Genomic DNA, 18254 nt, shown 5'->3' with positions numbered 1-18254 from the left:
ATCGCCAAGGAACGACGGCGCGACGTGTGTCTTCCGGTCCTTTCGTTGTTCACTTCGGCCGTGAACGCAACCGACCTGAAGACGATCCCCTTCAACCGGACGCACATCTCGGTGAACGAGCTGGACTACCTGGGGGAGGCGGTGCGCCGGCGATCCACCTGCGGAGACGGGCCGTTCACCCGGCGGGCCGCCGAGATCCTCGGAAAGATCACCGGGGCAGGCCAGGTGCTGCTGACCACCTCCTGCACGCACGCGCTGGAGATGTCGGCGATCCTCCTGGATCTCCAGGCCGACGACGAGGTGATCATGCCGTCGTTCACCTTCATGTCGACGGCCAACGCCTACGCGCTGCGCGGGGCGGTCCCGGTCTTCGTCGACTGCAGGCCCGACACCCTCAACGTGGACGAGCGGCTGATCGAGGCGGCGATCACCGATCGCACGCGGGCCGTCGTGGTCGTCCACTACGCGGGCATCGCGTGCGCGATGAAGGAGATCGCCGAACTCTGCGACCGGCACGGCCTCACCCTCATCGAGGACAACGCCCACGGCCTGGGCGGGTCCTATCGAGGCCGGCCGCTCGGATCGTTCGGCAGCATGGCCGCGCAGAGCTTCCACGAGACGAAGAACGTGCAGTGCGGGGAGGGCGGCGCGCTGCTTTTGAACGACGCCGGTCTCGTCGCGCGCGCCGAGGTCATCCGGGAGAAGGGCACCGACCGCAGCCGGTTCTTCCGCGGCCAGGTCGACAAGTACCGATGGGTCGACATCGGCTCCAGCTACCTGCTGTCCGACGTCCTGGCCTCGCAGCTGACCTCGCAGCTGGAGTCGTTCCACGAGATCCAGTCCCGGCGCCACGCCGTCTGGTACCGGTACCACGAGGAGCTGGCGGACTGGGCGACCGGGAACGGGATCTCCCAGCCGGCGATCCCGGACGGCTGCGCGCATCCGGCGCACCTGTACTACCTGCTGCTCCCGGATCTGGAGAACCGCCAGGCCTTCATCGACCATCTCCGGAGGGGAGGCGTGCAGGCGACGTTCCACTACCAGCCCCTGCACGCCGCGCCCGCGGGGGCGAGGTTCGGTCGCGTGGCCCCGGGGGGTTGCCCGGTCACGGAGAGGGTCGCCGATCGTCTCGTACGGCTGCCGCTCTACGCCGACCTGGACGAGACCGGCGTGGCGCGAGTGATCGACGCCGTCCGGTCCTACGAGGTGAGCTGATGGCCTGGCGCGACATGATCGAGGCGCGGGCCGTACGGGCCGTGGAGTCGCCGCTGGAATCGGCCCGGTTCGGATGTTCCGTGGAGCGCCTCACCGTCCCCGTGGGGTCCGGGGCGCCGTTCTCCGCGGTCCGCGAGGCGCTCCTGGAGTCGGTCGCGGATGTCGTCGTGCTCCGGTATCCGGCCGAACACGTCGGCTGGTTCGCGAAGCTGACCGCGCTCGGCCGGACCGCCGTGTTCGCGGACTCCCTCGTGTACTGGCGCCTGCGCGCGGGAGAGGGACGCGGGCCTGCTCCGTCGCCCGAGCTGCGGACGTCGGAGCCGGTCGGTCCCGCCGCGGTGGAGGCACTGGTCTCCGACATCTTCGGCGCGTACGGGAACCACTATCTGGCCAATCCGCTGTTCGACGCCGTCGAGGCCCTGGCGGGCTATCAGGAATGGGCGCTGAGGTCAGCCGAGGAGGGGGAGTGCCTGACACTGGAGGATCGAGGCGTGGGAGTGGAGGGGCCCCGCCTGCTCGGGCTGGCCACGTTGGAGGAGGAGGGGTCCCGGACGGAGATCCTCCTGGCCGGAGTGATCTCCGGCTCACAGGGGCGTGGTCTCTACGCCCACCTGCTCAGGGCCGTCGAGGACCGCGCGCTGGCGCGTGGCGCGGCAGAGGTCGTCATCTCCACCCAGGGACACAACACGCGGGTGCAGAGGGCGTGGGCGAGGTACGGATTCGAGCCCGTCCAGACCTTCCTCACCGTTCATCTGGTCCGGAGCCGGCTCCTGCGCGCGCGGGAACGCCAGGGCCGCCGGGCCGCCGGGGAGGATCGGCGGCGGACGACCCGACGCGCTCGCGCACCACGTACGTCGGGCGGCCCATGCCGTTTCCGTGAATGCGGCCGATGTACTCACCGAGGACTCCGATGGACACCAGCTGGGCGGAGGAGAAGAGCGCGACCATCGAGGCGATGGTGGTGAACCCGGCCACCGTGGTGTCGCCCGTGGCGAAACGCCACAGGACGGCGCCTCCCAGCAGCAGGCCGATCACACCGACGAGGAATCCGAGGTAACTCGCCGCGCGGAGCGGAGCGGTGCTGTAACCGAGGAGCATGTTCATCGCGTGCCCGACCAGCAGGCGCGGCGTGTAGTTCGATCGCCCGTGGTCGCGCTCGTTCATGTGCACGCCGACGGAGCCCACCTGTGTGGTGGCCCATGACAGGGCCACGTCGATCGACGCGTGCGGTCCGGACAGGTTCTCGAACCCGTCGCGCATGTGCGTGCGAAAGGCCCGGAAGGCGCTGATCGTACGCGCGGTGCGGATGCCCAGCGCGCCGGACATGGCGGCCTTGACCGACCGGGACGCGAGACTCCGCAGGAACCCGTGCTCCTCGTCGTGCGGGACGCCGTACACCAGGTCGAGGCGGTCGCCTTCGAGGGCGGCCAGGAGGAGAGGGATCTGCTCGGGAGGATGTTGCAGGTCGTCGTCCATGGTGACGACGACCTCGAACGCCGCCTCCCTGATGCCGGCGACCAGCGCGTTGTGCTGCCCGTAGTTCCGGGACAGGCGGATCGCCCGGACGGCGTCGACCCGGCGGGCCAGCTCGGCGGCGGTCTCCCACGTGTCGTCCGGGCTTCCGTCGACGACGAGGATCACCTCGTGCCGGACGGCCAGACCGTGAAGGACCGGCATGAGTCTGTCCACCAGCGCCGGAAGGGTCCGCGCTGAGCGGTAACACGGAATAATCACCGACACCGACATTGATCCCCCGGTTATTTCTCGTCGCCTACTACAATCCTGTTTCATCCCAATGTCAGATCATGACCCGGAGTGACCGTCACATGGTTGAAGTCGAAGGTAAAACCGCCCGTGACAATAATTCGCATTTCGGGCGGTCGGCTGTGATCTCGGCCTTTGGTGGCCACCGCATCACATATCTGCTCGCCGGCGCCATGACGGCCCTGGTCTATTACGCTCTCCTCGGCCTAGGATTGCTGGTCGTTGAAGATGGCGTCCCTTATCTTTTCCTGGTCGTGGTCAGCCACCTGGTGACCGTGGTGATCGTCTACCCCTGGTACAGGCTGGTGGTCTTCCGTGGTTCCGGGCATTCCTGGTTCGCAGGCTACCTGCGGTTCTACGCGGTCGGGCTGAGCTTTCTCGCGGCGTCCGTCATCGGGGTCCCGCTTCTGGTGGAACTCGCCGGGATCCCGATCATGGTGGCCCAGGGAATGGTGATACTGACGAGCCCGCCGCTGAGTTATGCGATAAACCGGGCGTGGGTGTTCCGTGACCGAGGAAAAGTGTGAAATCGGCAACACGCCGTACGCTATTCGGTAAAGGCGCGAGCCGGTGAAGAGGCATCGATTTCGGTTCCCGGTAAAATCGGGAGGACATGCGGTCGCACGGCCATGTGTTCTTCGCGGAAGGACTCGAAGAGCGTTGAAGGCACTCGTTCTGGCGGGCGGTAAGGGAACGAGGCTGCGCCCGCTGACCCATACCTCGGCGAAACAACTGGTCCCGGTCGCCAACAAGCCGGTGCTCTTTTACGGGCTTGAGGCGATCCGGCAGGCCGGCATCACCAGCGTGGGCATCGTCGTCGGCGACACGGGCCACGAGATCCGGGACGCGGTGGGCGACGGCTCGCGGTTCGGGCTGGACGTCACGTACATCCCCCAGGAGGCTCCCCTCGGGCTGGCGCACTGCGTCCTGATCGCGAGGGAGTTCCTCGCCGACGAACCGTTCGTGATGTATCTGGGGGACAACTTCCTGGTGGACGGCATCACCGATCTGGTGGACGCCTTCCGCCTGGCCGACCACGACGCGCAGATCCTGCTCACCAGGGTCGCCGAACCGCAGTTCTACGGGGTGGCCGAGATCGGGCCGGGAGGAGAGATCCTCGGGCTGGAGGAGAAGCCGGAGCACCCGCGCAGCGACCTCGCGATCGTCGGGGTCTACATCTTCTCCCCGGCCGTCCACGAGGCGGTCCGGGCGATCACCCCGTCGGCACGCGGCGAGCTGGAGATCACGGACGCCGTCGCGTGGCTCCTCGGCAACGGCTTCCGCGTCCACTCGCACCTTGTCAGCGGCTACTGGAAGGACACCGGGCGCCTCCAGGACATGCTGGAGTGCAACCGCATCGTCCTCGAACGCGTCGAGCCCGACATCAGGGGCACCGTGGACGACCTGAGTGAGATCACCGGGCGGGTCGTCGTCGCGCCGGGCGCGGTGGTGGAGAACTCGATCCTCCGCGGTCCGATCGTGATCGGCGCGGACACCAAGATCCTCTCCTCCTATGTCGGCCCCTTCACCTCGATCGGCTCCGGCTGCCTGGTCGGCAGCGCCGAGATCGAATACTCCATCGTGCTCGACGGCTCCTCCGTGCAGGGCGTCTCGCGCATCGCGCACTCCCTGATCGGGCGCAGCGTCGAGGTCAGCCGCGCGGCCGGCGTGTCCAACACCCACGAGCTCATGGTGGGCGACCACAGCAGGATCCAGGTGCGCGCGTGAGAGTCCTCGTCACCGGCGGAGCCGGGTTCATCGGGTCCCACTACGCCAGGTCCCTGCTGCTCGGTTCCTGGCCCGGCTGCGAGGACACGCGGGTCACCGTCCTGGACAAGCTCACCTACGCGGGCAACCTCGCCAACCTCGCCCCCCTCGACGGCCATCCCGGTTACGCGTTCGTGCGGGGCGACATCACCGACGCGAGGCTCCTCGCGGACGTCGTCCCCGGCCACGACGTGGTCGTGAACTTCGCGGCGGAGAGCCACGTCGACCGGTCCATCGCGGGCGCGGGCGACTTCGTGACGACGAACGTGCTGGGGACCCAGAGACTTCTCCAGGCCGCGCTGGAGGGCGGAGTCCGCACGGTCCTCCAGATCTCCACCGACGAGGTGTACGGCTCGATCGAGGAGGGGTCCTGGAGCGAGAGCGAGCCGCTGCTGCCGAACTCGCCCTACTCGGCGGCCAAGGCGGGTGGCGACATGCTGTGCCGTGCCTACCACCGCACCCACGGGCTCGACGTCCGGGTGACCCGCTGTTCCAACAACTACGGCCCCTACCAGCATCCCGAGAAGATGATCCCGCGCTTCGTCACCAACCTCCTCGACGGTGAGAAGGTCCCGCTCTACGGTGACGGGCTCAACGTGCGCGACTGGCTGCACGTCGACGACCACTGCAGGGGCATCCAGACGGTGCTGAGGAAGGGATCGCCCGGCGAGGTCTACAACATCGGCGGCGGCGTCGAGCTGACCAACCGGGAGCTGACCGGGCGGCTGCTGGCCGCGCTCGGCACGGGATGGGAGGCGGTCGAGCCCGTGGCCGACCGGCTCGGGCACGACCGCCGCTACTCCGTCGACTGGACGAAGATCCGGGCCATCGGCTACGAGCCTCGCAAGGACTTCGGCGACGGCCTGGCCGAGGTGATCCGGTGGTATCGGGACAACTCGCGGTGGTGGCGCCCGCTCAAGGAGCGGACGCCCTGACACCGGACCGGTGCCACGGGGGCACCGGTCACGCGAGCGTCGCGTCAGCTGTGGAAGATCGGGTCGACCCAGTAGTTCGTCGCCTGGTAGCTGGTCGTCGGGAAGATGTTGCTCGCGTTGTAGGTGTAGACACCGTTGCCGCCCGCGGCGCCGTCGGCCAGGGCGGTGAGAGCGCCGTTGACGTACTGGGAGGTGAAGTACGGGCGGTCCATCGAGTAGTTGCCGGATGTGGTGTGGTACGAGGCGACGTAGGTGGTTCCGCCGGTGACGTTGACGGGTTGCGAGAAGTTGACCTGCTGCCAGCCGGTGGCGGTCTCGTTGGTGAAGGGGGCGCTGGCCAGGAGGGTGCCGCCACTCGTCCACAGGCTGGCGGTGTGGACTCCGGTGTTCTGCGCACCCTTGTAGAACCGGATCCCGCTCACCTTCCCGTTCGTCGCCGCCGTGAACTTGACGCCGAGGGCGACCCCCTGCGCGTCGGGCTGCGACGGGACGGCGGGCACGGCCACCCTGTTCCACAGGCTGTCCGTCGGGATGAACACGACGTCCACCCAGTAGTTCGTCGACTGGTAGTTGCTCGTGGGGAAGGCGTTCGCCGCCCCGTAGGTGTAGACGCCGTTGCCGCCTCCGGCGCCGTTGGCGAGGGCGGTGAGCGGGCCGTTGACGTACGCGGAGACGAAGTAGGGACGGGTTGTCGCGTAGCGGCCGGCCGGAGCGTAGTAGGAGGCGACGTAGGTGGTGTTGGCGGTGATCGCCACCGGTGTCGAGAAGCTGACCTCCTGCCAGCCGGTGGCGGTCTCGTTGGTGAAGGTGGCGCTGGCCAGGAGGGTGCCGCCACTCGTCCACAGGCTGCCGATGTGGGTGCCGGTGTTCTGCGTGCCCTTGTAGAACCGGATGCCGGTCGCGGTCCCGCTCGTCGCCGCCGTGAACTTGACGCCGAGGGTGACCCCCTGCGTGTCGGGTTGCGCGGGGACCGCGGGCACCCCGGCGCTGTTCCACAGGCTGTCAGACATGCTCTGGACGACGGGCGGTGACGTGCTCGGGGCGAAGTGGATCAGAGCTTCGTGGTCGAAGGTGTCCCCCCCGAGATAGACGGCGACGATGTTGTGATCTCCCCCGGAGAGATCGGAGACCGTGATCCTGGCGGGGACGCCATCGGTCTGGAAAGCCGAACCGAGGACCGTCGAGCCGTCCTTGAAGACCACCTCGCCGGCGGGCACGACCGTACCGCTGACCTGCTGCACCGCCGCCGTCAGGGTGACCGGGTCCCCTCTCCACGCGGGGTCGGCCGAGGAGGTCAGGGTCGTGGTGGTCGGCGGGTCGTTCGGCACGGTGACGCGGGTGAACGGCAGGCTGCCGGTGCCCTGGATGGCGGCCGTGCCGTTCAACGCGAAGACGCGGCCGTTGACGTTGGCTCCGCTGCCGATCGTGACCGTGCCCTGCGCCAGGATGTTGCCGCGGAAGGTGCAGTACGTGCCCAGCGTCGCCGAGCCGCTGATCTGCCAGAAGAGGTTGTCGGCCTGGGCGCCGCGCTGGAGGCTGATGTTGCCGACGTTCGCTATGTCGAGGGTGGAGGCCTGGAAGATGAAGACGGCGTCCGGGTCGCCCTGCGCGTCGAGGGCGAGGGTCCCGTTGATCGAGAAACCGCCGCTGACGGAGTTGTAGACGCCCGGTCCCCGGCTCGTCCCGCCCAGTTGGGTGGCCAGTGTGGCATCGGGCGTGCGCCCGGCGGCGTCGGCGTAGGCGCCGGCCGCGTCGGCCTTGGCCTGCGCCGCGGTGGCGTCTCCTATGTGCTTGGTCCCCGAGACCGTGCCGGGCGGGAAGCCGGTCACCGTGGTTCCCGGGCTCACCCCCAGGTCGCCGGTGACCGTCGTGGAGTTCACGTTGGTGACCGCGGCCGCGAGCACCCCGAACGGCGCGGCGTCGCCGATGTCCACCGGATCGGTCGCGCTCGCGCCGCCCGGGGTGCCGGTGACCGCGCCCATCGCGAGGGCGGCCACCACGGCCGCCTTCAGCAGGACGCGGCCGGCGGCACCTCGCGGGCGGGGCGGGCGGAGCCGGAGGAGCGGCCGGCTCCTGGCCCCCCTGGTGTCGATCATGATCGCGGTCGTGCCGGCCGTCTGGTCGAGCGCGTCGCGAACGGGTTTGGACATGCGACACAACTCCTCACTGGTCTTGTGATGCGTCAGGCGTCCGGTGCGGTCCGTCGCCTGCGATCTGTCATGAATAAAACTTGAGTTATTTGTCGAGTTTCTAGGTGATTTGTCGTATTGCCCACAAGGGGCGACTAAAGATGGATATTTAGAAAAATCATCAGAATGTTGTCACGTCGCTGAAATGCGTCACGTAACACGCTGAAGACTCTGCCGTGGAGGTTGGCGTACGCGGGCTCGCGTGCAGCCGGGAAGAGCGCATGTTGATATGCGGCTGATGGAAAATTTACTTAATAATACTTCCGAATATTACTTACTTTTCGGCGTTAAAGTAGTATCGATCCTGGTCAAAAGGGTCTCCGAGTGTGAGCGGAAGTGGTCCGGTTTCGTCCGCATGCCCGCTCATCCACCTGTCGGCAGCCCGCAATGTGGGCATAAAAGGTATAAATGCATATTTAAAATGATTGTATGGTGTTTTAAGGTTTTGGTGCTGTTATCGAGTGTCGGTCCGGTCTCGTGCACCGTGCTTGAGCAGCCCCGGACTCCGGGCGACACGCCCGAACGGCGGCGGGATCGGTGTGCGGGAAAGCGGAGCTCCTACAGTCGAGGTTGTGTCTTCATCCCGAATCGACGGGGGTTCTGCCGTGGGAGAGAAACTGGTTGTGATCGGCCAGGGGTACGTCGGCCTACCACTTGCGATGGGGGCCGTCACGGCGGGCTTCGACGTCGTGGGAATCGATCTGGACGAGTGGCGGGTCAAGCGCCTCAACGCCGCCGAGTCCTATGTCGAGGATGTCGGTGACGAGATGCTGTCCCTGGCCCACCGGTCCGGCCGATACCTGGCCAGCGCCGACTACGCCGCCGCCGAGGGGTTCGACGTCTGCGTGATAACCGTGCCGACGCCGTTACGTGAGGGCGTTCCCGACCTGCGCCACATCGGCGCGGCGGGGGAGTCGCTCGCCCCGCTGCTGCGGCAGGGCGCCACGGTGATTCTGGAGTCCACCACCTATCCGGGGACCACCGAGGAGTACCTGCTGCCGTTGCTGGAGGAGGGCTCAGGGCTGCGGGCACCGCAGGACTTCCATCTGGGCTACAGTCCCGAGCGAATTGACCCGGGCAACGCGCGCTGGCGCCTGGAGAACACGCCGAAGGTCGTCTCCGGGATCGACGGGGCGTCCCTGGAGAGGGTCAAAGCGTTCTACGCGAGGATAGTGGACGAGGTGGTCCCGGTCTCCTCGCCGCAGGTGGCCGAGCTGTGCAAGCTCCTGGAGAACACCTTCAGGCACGTCAACATCGCCCTGGTGAACGAGCTGTCGATCTTCGCGCAACAGCTTGGCATCGACGTCTGGGAGGCCATCGACTCCGCCTCCACCAAGCCGTTCGGCTACATGCGCTTCACCCCCGGTCCCGGCGTCGGCGGGCACTGCCTGCCGATCGACCCGTCGTACCTGTCGTGGAAGGTCAAGCGCAGCCTGGGGCACAACTTCCAGTTCGTGGAGCTGGCCAACGACATCAACGACCACATGCCGGAGCACGTCGTGCACCGGGTCGGTCTCGCGCTGAACCGGTTGCGCAAGCCGGTCAACGGCAGCCGGGTGCTCGCGCTCGGCCTCGCGTACAAGAAGAACGCCGGAGACTGCCGCGAGTCACCCGCGATCGACGTGGTCAGGGGCCTGCACAAGCTGGGCGCGAACGTACGGGCCGTCGACCCGCACGTGGACTGCTTCCTGCTGCCGCAGGGCGTCGAGGGTGTCGAGATCGTCGCGTTCTCGGAGCGGGAACTGGCGGTGGCGGACGCGGTGGTGGTCCTCACCGACCACGACTGTTTCGACTACGAGCTCGTCCAGAGGACGAGCGCCCTCGTCTTCGACACCCGGAACCGCTGCCGGGGGGCCAACGTCGAGAGGTTGTGACCTCACGCCGCGAGCGACCGGCCGGTTCCGTCGTAACGCTCCGCGCCGTGCGGCGGTGATCGGCGGTGCGGGGACAGCGGATTCCACCGGGACGCTCGCGCCGCGCGGCTGTGATCCGGCGCCCCTGGGGCGGCCGGGGCCTCAGGAGGCGGGGAGTCAGCCGTCCCCGCCCGAGGTCAGGACCTCATGACGCGGGCGATCAGCTCCTCGACCTGGCCGTTGAGCCTGGCGCCCCGGGGCCATCCGGCGTAGTGGGTGAGGAAGACGACGATCTCACGGAGCTCGTCGGGGGTGAGGTCGCCGGTCCGCAGTGCCGCGTCCAGCTGGACGCCGACGTCCTCGTCCATGCCCTGGCCGACGAGCAGGCCGACCAGCAGCATGCGCCGGTCGCGGTTCGAGATCCCCTCCCTGGACCACACCTCGGCGAACAGGTGCTCGACGGTCATCCCGAAGAGGTCGCCGGGCTCGTTCTCGCCGTGGTCCCAGCCGTGGACCTGTTTCATCGAACACCTCCGTGTGGAGACCCCCGGCGGCCGTGCCCGGCGGGGCGGCCGGTGGAGTCCCCGTCCCGCCCACCCCGCCTTCCGGCGCCAGGGAAAGATCTTTTTTCCCTCAAGTCCTTATATGTCGTACCAGAGATCATCTGGCATTACACACGCGGACCCCGATCGGCGGTGATCGGCCGACGGCGGCGGCGGGCGGGAAGCCACGATAATCGGGACATGCGGTTCGACATCCTCGGTCCCACGCGGATCCGGCTCGACGGCGGGCGCGTGGTCGCCGTGGGCGGCCAGGGGATGCGCGCGCTGCTCGTGATGCTCCTCCTCGACGCGGGGAGGGTTGTGACCGTCGAGCGGCTCATCGGCGGCCTGTACGGCGACGATCCGCCCGCGAACGCCGCCAACGCCCTGCAGTCCCAGGTCTCGCGGCTGCGCAGGGCGCTCGGCGTCCAGGAGGTGATCGAGTTCCACCCGGCCGGATACCGGCTCGTGGCCGGTGCCGACGCCGTCGACGCCCACCGCTTCGAAGGGCTCGCCGCCGAGGGCCGCCGGGCTCTGGCCTCCGGCGAGCGCGACCGGGCCGTCGAGCTGCTGGGCGAGGCGCTCTCCCTGTGGCGCGGGCCCGCGCTCGCCGACGTGGGGGACTCGCCGTTCGCCCAGGCCCCCTCGGCCAGGCTGGAGAGGCTCAGACTCGACTGCGTGGAGGACCGCGTCCAGGCGGAGCTGGAGCTGGGCCGCCACCGCGAGCTCGTCGCCGAGCTGCAGGAGCTGACCGCCGCCCATCCCTTCAGGGAGCGGCTGTACGGGCAGCTGATGCGCGCCCTGTACGGCTCGGGCAGGCAGGCCGAGGCCCTGGAGGTGTACGAGGGGGCCAGGCGGATCCTCGGTGAGGAGTTCGGTGTGGACCCGTCGGCGGAACTGGCCGCCGTGCACCTGGCGGTGCTCAGGGCCGACCCCGCCCTCACCGGCACTCCCATCGGCGTCGCGGCCGGCGGTGCCGGGCCCGTCAGGTCGGGCCTGTGGGCCCCGCTGACCAGTTTCGTCGGCAGGGAGGGGGAGATGTCCAGGCTCCGCGCGCTGCTCGGCGAGGCGAGACTGGTCACCCTGGTCGGTCCCGGCGGCGCGGGCAAGACCCGGCTGGCCGGTGAGGTCGCCACGGGGGAGCGGGGCGACGTGTGCTTCGTGGAACTGGCCCCGGTCCTCGGCGGAGGGGAGGCGGCCCGGGCCGTTCTCGGGGCGCTGGGCGTCCGCGACGCCGGTCTGTTTCCCGGCTCCGGCCGCCCGGCGCCCACCCCTCTGGCGAGGCTGGTCGCGGTGCTGGCCGACCGTCCCGTGCTGCTCGTCCTGGACAACTGCGAGCACCTGGTCGCGGAGGTCGCCGGGCTCGCCGACCGCCTGCTCGCCGCCTGTCCGGGACTGCGTGTCCTGGTCACCAGCAGGGAGGCGCTCGGTATCACCGGGGAGGTGCTCCACCCGGTCGCGCCGCTGCCGGTGCCGAGGGCGGGCACCGGCGCGGGCGAGGCCCTGGCCTACCCCGCCGTGCGGCTCTTCGCCGACAGGGCGGCGGCCGTGTGCCCCGGTTTCCGCGTCGACGACGCCAACGTCGAGCAGGTGCTGGACATCTGCCGCGCCCTGGACGGCCTGCCGCTCGCGCTGGAGCTGGCCGCGGCGCGCCTGCGCTCCCTGCCGGTGGCCGAGGTGGCCTCCCGGCTGGGCGACCGGTTCCGGCTGCTGTCGCGCGGCAGCCGCACCGCGCTGCCCCGGCACCAGACGCTGCGCGCCGTGGTCGCCTGGAGCTGGGACCTGCTCGACGACGACGAGCGGTCGCTGGCCGGGCGGCTCACCGTCTTCGTGGGCGGCGCGACGCTGGAGGCGGCCGGGCGGGTGTGCGGGCTGCGGGAGGACGAGGCCGTCGACCTGCTGAGTTCCCTCGCGGAGAAGTCGCTCGTCGAGCGGGTGGGCGGGCGCTACCGGATGCTGGAGACCATCCGCGCGTACTGCGCGGAACGGCTGGCCGAGACCGGCGAGACCGAGGCGCGCCGCGAGGCGCACGCCTCGTACTACGCGGACCTGGCGGCCACGGCGGACTCCCACCTGCGCGACGCCGGGCAGCTGGAGTGGCTGCGGCGGCTGGACGAGGAGCGCGACGACCTGCACGCCGCGCTGCGCTGGGCCGTCGACACCGGCAGGATCGGGCAGGGGCTGCGCCTGCTCGCCGGGCTCGCCATGTACTGGTGGCTGCGGGGCCGCCGCTCGGAGGGCGCGGCCCTGGCCGCGGACCTGCTCGTCGCGATCGGCGCGGTCCCCGCCAAGGACGTGGTCCCCGCCAAGGACGTGGTCCCCGCCAAGGACGTGGTCCCCGCCAAGGACGCGGTCGGGTCCGTACCGGAGGAGAGCGCGACCGGGTCCGTACCGGCCGAGGGGATGACGGGGGCGGTTTCGGTCGAGAGCGCGATGGGGGTCGTTCCGGTCGAGGGGATGGGGGAGGAGTACGCCATATGCGTGCTCGTGGCCTCCTCCGGCAAGTCGCGGTCGCCCCGGCATTTCGCCCTGCTGGAGACGATCGTCCCGGTCATCCCGCCGATCGACCGGCCGTACCGGTGGCCGTTCCTGGCCATGTTGTGGCCGATGTTCACCGGCCCGCCCACCGCCCTTTCTGGGGCGGGACCGCCGCCGGTCCCCGCCGCCGCCGAGCCGTGGCTGCGGGGACTGTCCCACTTCGGCCACGGCTACTTCTACATGCACGGCGGCGACACCGGGAACGCCGAGCGCTTCTTCGAGGAGGCGCTGGAGCTGTTCCGTTCCATCGGGGAGCGCTGGGGGAGCACGCTCACGCTGGCCGAGCTGGCCAGGCTCGCCGACCTGCGGCAGGACAGGACCGCGTCGCGCGCGCTGGCCGGTGAGGCGCTCCGGCTGGCGGAGGAGCTCGGGTCGGACGAGGACATCGCGGAGCTCGTCTGCCACGAGGCCGCGGTGACCGTACGCGACGGCGACCTCGCGACCGCTCACGCCGAGTACCTCCGCGCGGCCGACCACGCCCGCCGGGCGGGGGCCCCCGACGTGATGGCCAAGGTCCATCGCGGTCTCGCCGAGGTCGCCAGGCTCCGCGGGGATCTGGACGAGGCCCTCACCCTCGCCCTCAGGGCACTGAAAGTCTGCACGCAGGAGTGGTACACCAGCGAGGAGACCCGGTTGCGGATCACCGTCGACCTGGGCCGGATCACCGCGTCGAGCGGGGACAGGGCCGGGGCGAGGGCCTGGTACCGCAGGGCACTCGAACCGGCGCTGCAGCGTTACCTGCCGGTGGTGGGCTCGGCGATCGAAGGTCTGGCGGAGGTCGCGCTGCTGGAGGGCGACGCCAGGGGCGCGGCCCGGCTGCTGGGCGCGGCCGTGGCCCTCGGCGGCACCGCGGCGAACCCCGGCGCCGAGGTCACGGCGGCCGTCCGCGCCCGCATCGGCGACGTCGCGTACGAGGAGGAGTGGCGCGTGGGAACCCGCATGTCGCGGGACGAGGTGCTCGCGACGCTCGACACGTGACCCCGCCCGGACGCCTCGGGCGGTCCGGGCAGCGTGGGCGGCGTGGACGTGCGGGCCGATCCGCCGGGGCTGGTCCGGCCGGTTCGGCGTGGACGACGCGGGCGGTCCGGGGCGCGACCTCGCCGGGTCGGGCCGGTCGGCCGGGGCGGTGTGGAAGCCCGGACGGCGCGGCCTTGGCACGGTGGAGTCACCGTGGCCGCTACCGTGGCCGTCGCAGGGCCGTCGCAGGGCCGTCGCAGGGCCGTCGCAGGGCCGTCGCAGGGCCGTCGCAGCGGTCGTCGAAGCGGTCGTCGAAGCGGTCGTCAGCGGGAGGTGCGCGGGCCGTCAGCGCCCCCGGTCACGATGACGGGCATGAACGATCACTCCCCGATCACGGATCGCCGCAGATGGGCGACCCTCGCCGTCGCCTGCCTGGCGGCGCTGCTGCTGTCCGTCGACGTCACCGTCCTGCACCTCGCCCTTCCCCAGCTGGTCGCGGACCTGGGGCCCTCGGCGACCCAGATCCTGTGGATCGGCGACGCGTACGGCTTCGCGCTCGCCGGGCTGCTGATCACGATGGGCAACGTCGGTGACCGGATCGGCCGCAAGCGGCTGCTCCTCATCGGTGCCGTGGCCTTCGGCGTGGCCTCGGCGGTGACCGCCTACGCTCCCACCCCCGAACTGCTCATCGCCGCTCGCGTCCTGCTCGGCGTGGCGGGCGCCACGATCATGCCCTCCACCCTGTCGATCATCCGCAACGTCTTCACCGACCCGAAGGAGCGGACCACGGCGATCGGCCTGTGGAGCGGGATGGGCGCGGCGGGGTTCGCCCTGGGGCCGGTCGTCGGCGGCCTGTTGCTCGACCACTTCTGGTGGGGCTCGGTCTTCCTGATCAACCTGCCGGTGATGGCGCTCATCGTGATCGTCGGCCTCGTCGTGCTCCCGGAGTCGCGTAACCCCGCGGCGGGGCGGGTGGACCTCGTGAGCGTGCCGCTGTCCGTGGCCGGCGTGATCGGCGTGATCTACGCTGTAAAGGAGGCCGCCGTGCACGGCCCCGACAACGCCGGTGTCCTGGTGCCGGGGGCCGTCGGGGTCATCGCCCTGGCGCTGTTCGCCTGGCGGCAGACCCGGCTGACCGAGCCGCTGATCGACGTCCGCCTCTTCCGGCGCCGGGCCTTCACCGCCTCGGTCGGCGCCAACCTCGTCGCCATCTTCGGCATGTCCGCGCTGTCGCTGATCTTCGCCTGGTACTTCCAGCTCGTCCTGGGCTGGTCGCCCCTGCGGGCCGGTCTCGCGGGACTGCCCGGAGGCGCGTCGGCGGCGGTCGGCGGGGTCCTGGCGGCCGGGCTGATCACCCGATGGGGCCGGGCCAGGGTGGTGGCGCTCGGCCTGGCGATGCCCGCCGCTGGCTTCGCCTGCTACAGCCGGCTCGCTCTCGACACCCCATACCTCTACTTCCTCGTTCCCATGATCGTCTGCGGGGTGGGCATCGGGCTCACGTTCGCGGTCACCAACGACACCGTGCTCGCGAGCGTGCCCAGGGAACGGGCCGGCGCCGCGGCGGCGATCTCCGAGACCTCCTTGGAACTGGGCGGCGCGCTGGGCATCGCCGTCCTGGGCAGCATCCTCACCGGCGTCTACCGGGATGACCTCCGGCTCCCGGCGGGGCTGCCCGACGAGGTGGCAGTTCCCGTCGTGGAGTCACTGCCCACCGCCCTGCAGGCGGCCGCGGCGCTCCCCGCCCAGCTGGGGGAGGCCGTCGCCGAGGCCGCCAGGCTGGCCTTCGTCGCCGGGGTCGAGGTGACGGCGATCACCGCCGCGGTGATGATCGCCGTACTCGCGGTGGTCTCGCTCGTCAGCCTGCGCGGCGTCCCCGACGTGATCCCCGAGGAACTGCTCGCCGAGCCGCACCGGTGACCCGTACGACGGCACCGTGTCCTGGCCGCCGGCTGTCCGGCGCCGCCTCGCCGCGACGATGCCCGGTTCGCCGAGCGCGCGCTCACCCGGATGTCGCGGCGAGGCGCGGATCGCGTCGCGCGGCGACGCGAGTTCCTCGACACGGCCGGTGCGGCCGAGGGGGTTCCGGGAGGCGCGGTGGGGTCAGTCGGTGGGCAGGAGGGTGCCGAGCGGCCCGAGGTCGAGGTTGAGATCGGACGGGGAGAGCCCGAAGTGCTCGCACAGCTCGGTCATGGCCTCCTCAAGGCGCATCAGCGCCATGCCCAGCACCTCCACCTGCTCGTCCGACAGGTCCCCCTGGTCCATCCGGCGCACGCACTGGCGTTCCACCAGCTGCCGTATCAGCTCGACGAGGGTGAGCACGAGGCGGGTCAGGTCCCGTTCGACGGCCTCCGGGTCGGTGTTCACCCGCCACCGGACGGCCCGCGCCGGTCCTCGCGCGTTCCCGGCCGCGCCCGAGGGGGCGGTTCGCGTGACCTTGAACCTCCTCGCGGTGGGACGGAGCCGCTCCCGGGTGCCGCGAGGGTCCTCCGCCCGGGGGGCGCCAGGGAGGCGGTTCACAGCGGGCCCCCCTCCTCGGAGGCCCGGACGAGGGTGACCGCGCCGGGCGGGTGGGCGGACGGGATCGGGTCGGAGGCCCGTACGGAGGTGATCAGGGCGCGCAGGGAGATGCGGACGAGGTCGATGTCGGCGATGGACAGCACGAGGTCCCCGCTCACCACCACCCCGCCGGCCAGCAGCCGGTCGAGCAGGTCCACGAGTGCCACTCGCTCGGGGGGAATACGCCCCTGGGTGGCGAGCTCGGCGCCTCGCGGGTGGTGGTCACGGGTCATCGAGCGTCTCCGCGCCGGTCGGGCCGAGGTCCATCGAGGTGAAGGAGTACGGCGCCCAGGGGCCGGTGAGCTGTATCTCGATCCCCTGGCCCCGCAGCGAGTCGACGGCCGCGGTGAACTCCTCGCGGCGGTCCTCGTCGACGAGGTAGGCGCCGTTGAGCAGCATCACCTCCTCGCGGCCCGACAGTTGCGGGTCCTGCGGCCGATGGCGATGGCCGGCGACCGAGACGGACACCAGGGCGGCGTGGATGTCCTCGGCACGCCGCGCCGCCAGGCGCCAGGCGTCCTCCCGGCTGCGCAGGCTCGCCCGGCGGCGCTTCAGGTACGCCGTTCCCGGGCTGTCGGTCTCCGCGGGGGCCTCCTCGGCGGGAGGATCGCCCGCGCCCGGTTCGGCGTACGCCTTCACACCCCACTCCTTGCATCCGGTGACGTGGGCGAGCACCTCGGCGAAGTCGTCGTGTCTGCGCCGAAGCAGGTCGCGGACCTGGTCTTCGGTGCTGTAGACCGTCACCAGCCGGACCGGGGCTGTGGGAGCCTCCTCCGCCACGGCCTCCACGACACGGTTGTGGGCGCGGGCCGTCCCCCCGACCCAGTCCAGGTCCTCCAGGGAACGCCGCAGCGGCTCCTCGCCGAACTCCTCCAGGGGCACCGGGCTCACGTACGCGACCAGGCCCTCGTGCGTGATCGCACGCACCGGCGCTCCGGCCACGCCCGCCACGTGCTCCGGGAGAGCGTGGCCCACGTCCCGGGCGATCGCGTAGAGATACGTGCCCGCCTCAGCCATCGCGCTCCTCCCTGAACCTTCCGGCCCTTCTCGGCTCCCGGGCGTCATCGGGCGAACGGGTGCCCTCGCCCCTGCCGAGGGAACGGCGCCGGGTGCCCGCCGTGCTGTCGGCGCCCTCGATGCCCTCGACGCCCTCCAGACCGGCCAGCCGGTCGCGGAGGACGCGGTTCTCCTCGACCAGGTCGCGGTCCTGGGAGGTGAGCCACGGATCGTGTTCCCACCAGTCGATCCCCAGCTCCCGCGCGGTGTCGACCGAGGCGATGAGCAGGCGCAGCTTGATGGTGAGCAGCTCGATGTCGAGCAGGTTCACGCGGATGTCGCCCACGATCACCACACCTCTGTCGAGCACCCGCTCCAGGATGTCGGCGAGGTTGGCGGACTCCCGCCCGCCGGATGGCCCTCCGCCGTAGGACCGAGGGAAGGCGCCGCCGGGTCGCGTCACGTCGGCCACGTCAGCCCGCCTCGCCGCCGTCCGTCCGGCCGCGCCTGTAGCGCCGCACCCTGTGGTACGACAACAGGTCGCCGGCGGGGTCCATCTCGATCCGGTAGAGCGAAAGCATGTCGCCCGACGAGGGGATGTGACGGTCCTCGACGACCTCGACCTCGACCTGCCAGCCGTCCTCGGTCCTTCGCACCAGCGTCACCCCCTCGGTGTCCTTCGAGGTCAGGCCGATGATCTGCCGCAGCCCCGCCGCTCCGGCGGTCGCCGCCGACAGGGCGGGGGAACGCCGCCGCGGCTCCTTCGCGGGCTCTTCCTCGTCCTCGTCCAGGTCCTCCTCGCCGAGGTCCTCGTAGGGTTCCTCGTCCTCGTCGAAGACCTCGTCGACCTCGTCGCCGGCGGTCCTGTAGGAATCGTCGGCGGGGCGTTCCTCACGGGTTCTGCGCCTGGCAGGCACGAGATCACTCCCCTCGTCGTCTCCG

The 18254-nt window shown here is 70.5% G+C and carries 15 protein-coding genes and 1 pseudogene; 8 read left to right on the top strand and 8 right to left on the bottom strand.

Annotation, left to right across the window (positions count from 1 at the left end; genetic code table 11):
* Positions 1-60: 60 nt before the first annotated feature.
* Both rffA and OG587_RS47405 read left to right on the top strand, forming a co-directional pair.
* On the top strand, positions 61-1215 hold the full coding sequence (rffA, locus tag OG587_RS38445) for a dTDP-4-amino-4,6-dideoxygalactose transaminase (protein ID WP_329083738.1): 1155 nt from the start codon (positions 61-63) through the stop codon (positions 1213-1215).
* A pseudogene (locus tag OG587_RS47405) lies at positions 1215-1925 on the top strand (GNAT family N-acetyltransferase); the annotation flags it as partial. The gene rffA and the pseudogene OG587_RS47405, both read left to right, overlap by 1 nt.
* Before the next feature lie 31 nt (positions 1926-1956).
* Here the strand turns inward: OG587_RS47405 and OG587_RS38440 are convergent.
* Positions 1957-2961 (bottom strand): glycosyltransferase family 2 protein, encoded by a 1005-nt coding sequence (locus OG587_RS38440; protein ID WP_329083737.1) that lies wholly within the window; start codon positions 2959-2961, stop codon positions 1957-1959.
* A gap of 80 nt (positions 2962-3041) precedes the next feature.
* Here OG587_RS38440 and OG587_RS38435 point away from each other — a divergent pair, with 80 nt between their 5' ends.
* The 3 genes from OG587_RS38435 (at position 3042) to rfbB (ending at position 5681) form a co-directional block, all read left to right on the top strand.
* On the top strand, positions 3042-3506 hold the full coding sequence (locus OG587_RS38435; RefSeq protein ID WP_329083736.1) for a GtrA family protein: 465 nt from the start codon (positions 3042-3044) through the stop codon (positions 3504-3506).
* 133 nt (positions 3507-3639) lie between these two features.
* Positions 3640-4707: a glucose-1-phosphate thymidylyltransferase gene (locus OG587_RS38430; RefSeq protein ID WP_329083735.1), complete on the top strand. Its 1068-nt coding sequence runs from the start codon at positions 3640-3642 to the stop codon at positions 4705-4707.
* Positions 4704-5681, top strand: coding sequence for a dTDP-glucose 4,6-dehydratase (gene rfbB / locus OG587_RS38425; protein WP_329083734.1), 978 nt, complete (start codon positions 4704-4706; stop codon positions 5679-5681). The genes OG587_RS38430 and rfbB overlap by 4 nt, the downstream gene beginning before the upstream one ends.
* A gap of 44 nt (positions 5682-5725) precedes the next feature.
* Here the strand turns inward: rfbB and OG587_RS38420 are convergent, their stop codons facing one another.
* Positions 5726-7831, bottom strand: coding sequence for a DUF4082 domain-containing protein (locus OG587_RS38420; RefSeq protein WP_329083733.1), 2106 nt, complete (start codon positions 7829-7831; stop codon positions 5726-5728).
* 644 nt (positions 7832-8475) lie between these two features.
* Here OG587_RS38420 and OG587_RS38415 point away from each other — a divergent pair.
* Positions 8476-9744 carry a nucleotide sugar dehydrogenase gene (locus OG587_RS38415; protein WP_329083731.1) on the top strand — a complete coding sequence of 423 codons (1269 nt, stop codon included), beginning with the start codon at positions 8476-8478 and terminating at the stop codon, positions 9742-9744.
* A 176-nt stretch (positions 9745-9920) separates the two neighbouring features.
* Here the strand turns inward: OG587_RS38415 and OG587_RS38410 are convergent, their stop codons facing one another.
* Positions 9921-10247 carry a carboxymuconolactone decarboxylase family protein gene (locus tag OG587_RS38410; RefSeq protein WP_329083730.1) on the bottom strand — a complete coding sequence of 109 codons (327 nt, stop codon included), beginning with the start codon at positions 10245-10247 and terminating at the stop codon, positions 9921-9923.
* Positions 10248-10466: 219 nt separating this feature from the next.
* On the opposite strand from OG587_RS38410, the gene OG587_RS38405 reads away from it, so the two are divergent.
* Entirely contained in the window at positions 10467-13781 is a 3315-nt protein-coding gene (locus tag OG587_RS38405) for a BTAD domain-containing putative transcriptional regulator (protein ID WP_329083729.1), read from the top strand.
* Between the two features lie 351 nt (positions 13782-14132).
* Positions 14133-15677 carry an MFS transporter gene (locus OG587_RS38400; protein WP_329083728.1) on the top strand — a complete coding sequence of 515 codons (1545 nt, stop codon included), beginning with the start codon at positions 14133-14135 and terminating at the stop codon, positions 15675-15677.
* A 183-nt stretch (positions 15678-15860) separates the two neighbouring features.
* On the opposite strand, the gene OG587_RS38395 is transcribed toward OG587_RS38400, so the two are convergent.
* Genes OG587_RS38395 through gvpO form a run of 5 tightly spaced genes read right to left on the bottom strand, consistent with a single transcriptional unit; the run spans position 15861 to position 18229 of the window.
* On the bottom strand, positions 15861-16277 hold the full coding sequence (locus OG587_RS38395) for a gas vesicle protein K (RefSeq protein WP_329083726.1): 417 nt from the start codon (positions 16275-16277) through the stop codon (positions 15861-15863).
* Positions 16274-16549: a gas vesicle protein gene (locus OG587_RS38390; protein ID WP_329083724.1), complete on the bottom strand. Its 276-nt coding sequence runs from the start codon at positions 16547-16549 to the stop codon at positions 16274-16276. The genes OG587_RS38395 and OG587_RS38390 overlap by 4 nt, the downstream gene beginning before the upstream one ends.
* Positions 16539-17333, bottom strand: coding sequence for a GvpL/GvpF family gas vesicle protein (locus tag OG587_RS38385; protein WP_329083723.1), 795 nt, complete (start codon positions 17331-17333; stop codon positions 16539-16541). Before OG587_RS38385 ends, OG587_RS38390 begins: the two co-directional genes overlap by 11 nt.
* The gene (locus OG587_RS38380; protein WP_443075322.1) at positions 17326-17784 is read right to left on the bottom strand and encodes a gas vesicle protein; all 459 of its coding nucleotides are present in this window, start codon (positions 17782-17784) and stop codon (positions 17326-17328) included. Before OG587_RS38380 ends, OG587_RS38385 begins: the two co-directional genes overlap by 8 nt.
* 1 nt (position 17785) lies before the next feature.
* Complete coding sequence (gvpO, locus tag OG587_RS38375) at positions 17786-18229, bottom strand: gas vesicle protein GvpO (RefSeq protein WP_329083722.1); 444 nt, start codon at positions 18227-18229, stop codon at positions 17786-17788.
* Positions 18230-18254 lie beyond the last annotated feature (25 nt).

This window comes from Streptosporangium sp. NBC_01469 (assembly GCF_036227305.1).
In the GTDB taxonomy this organism is placed as follows: domain Bacteria; phylum Actinomycetota; class Actinomycetes; order Streptosporangiales; family Streptosporangiaceae; genus Streptosporangium.
The sequence above is the reverse complement of the archived record's forward strand: the minus strand, read 5'-3'. Positions and strand labels throughout refer to the sequence as shown.

What these genes read in the sequence shown, in the direction of transcription:
- OG587_RS38440 (WP_329083737.1), bottom strand. Translation starts at nt 2,961, where the DNA reads ATGTCGGTGTCGGTGATTATTCCGTGTTACCGCTCAGCGCGGACCCTT.
- OG587_RS38435 (WP_329083736.1), top strand. Translation starts at nt 3,042, where the DNA reads ATGGTTGAAGTCGAAGGTAAAACCGCCCGTGACAATAATTCGCATTTC.
- OG587_RS38420 (WP_329083733.1), bottom strand. Translation starts at nt 7,831, where the DNA reads ATGTCCAAACCCGTTCGCGACGCGCTCGACCAGACGGCCGGCACGACC.
- OG587_RS38410 (WP_329083730.1), bottom strand. Translation starts at nt 10,247, where the DNA reads ATGAAACAGGTCCACGGCTGGGACCACGGCGAGAACGAGCCCGGCGAC.
- OG587_RS38405 (WP_329083729.1), top strand. Translation starts at nt 10,467, where the DNA reads ATGCGGTTCGACATCCTCGGTCCCACGCGGATCCGGCTCGACGGCGGG.
- OG587_RS38400 (WP_329083728.1), top strand. Translation starts at nt 14,133, where the DNA reads ATGAACGATCACTCCCCGATCACGGATCGCCGCAGATGGGCGACCCTC.
- OG587_RS38390 (WP_329083724.1), bottom strand. Translation starts at nt 16,549, where the DNA reads ATGACCCGTGACCACCACCCGCGAGGCGCCGAGCTCGCCACCCAGGGG.
- OG587_RS38385 (WP_329083723.1), bottom strand. Translation starts at nt 17,333, where the DNA reads ATGGCTGAGGCGGGCACGTATCTCTACGCGATCGCCCGGGACGTGGGC.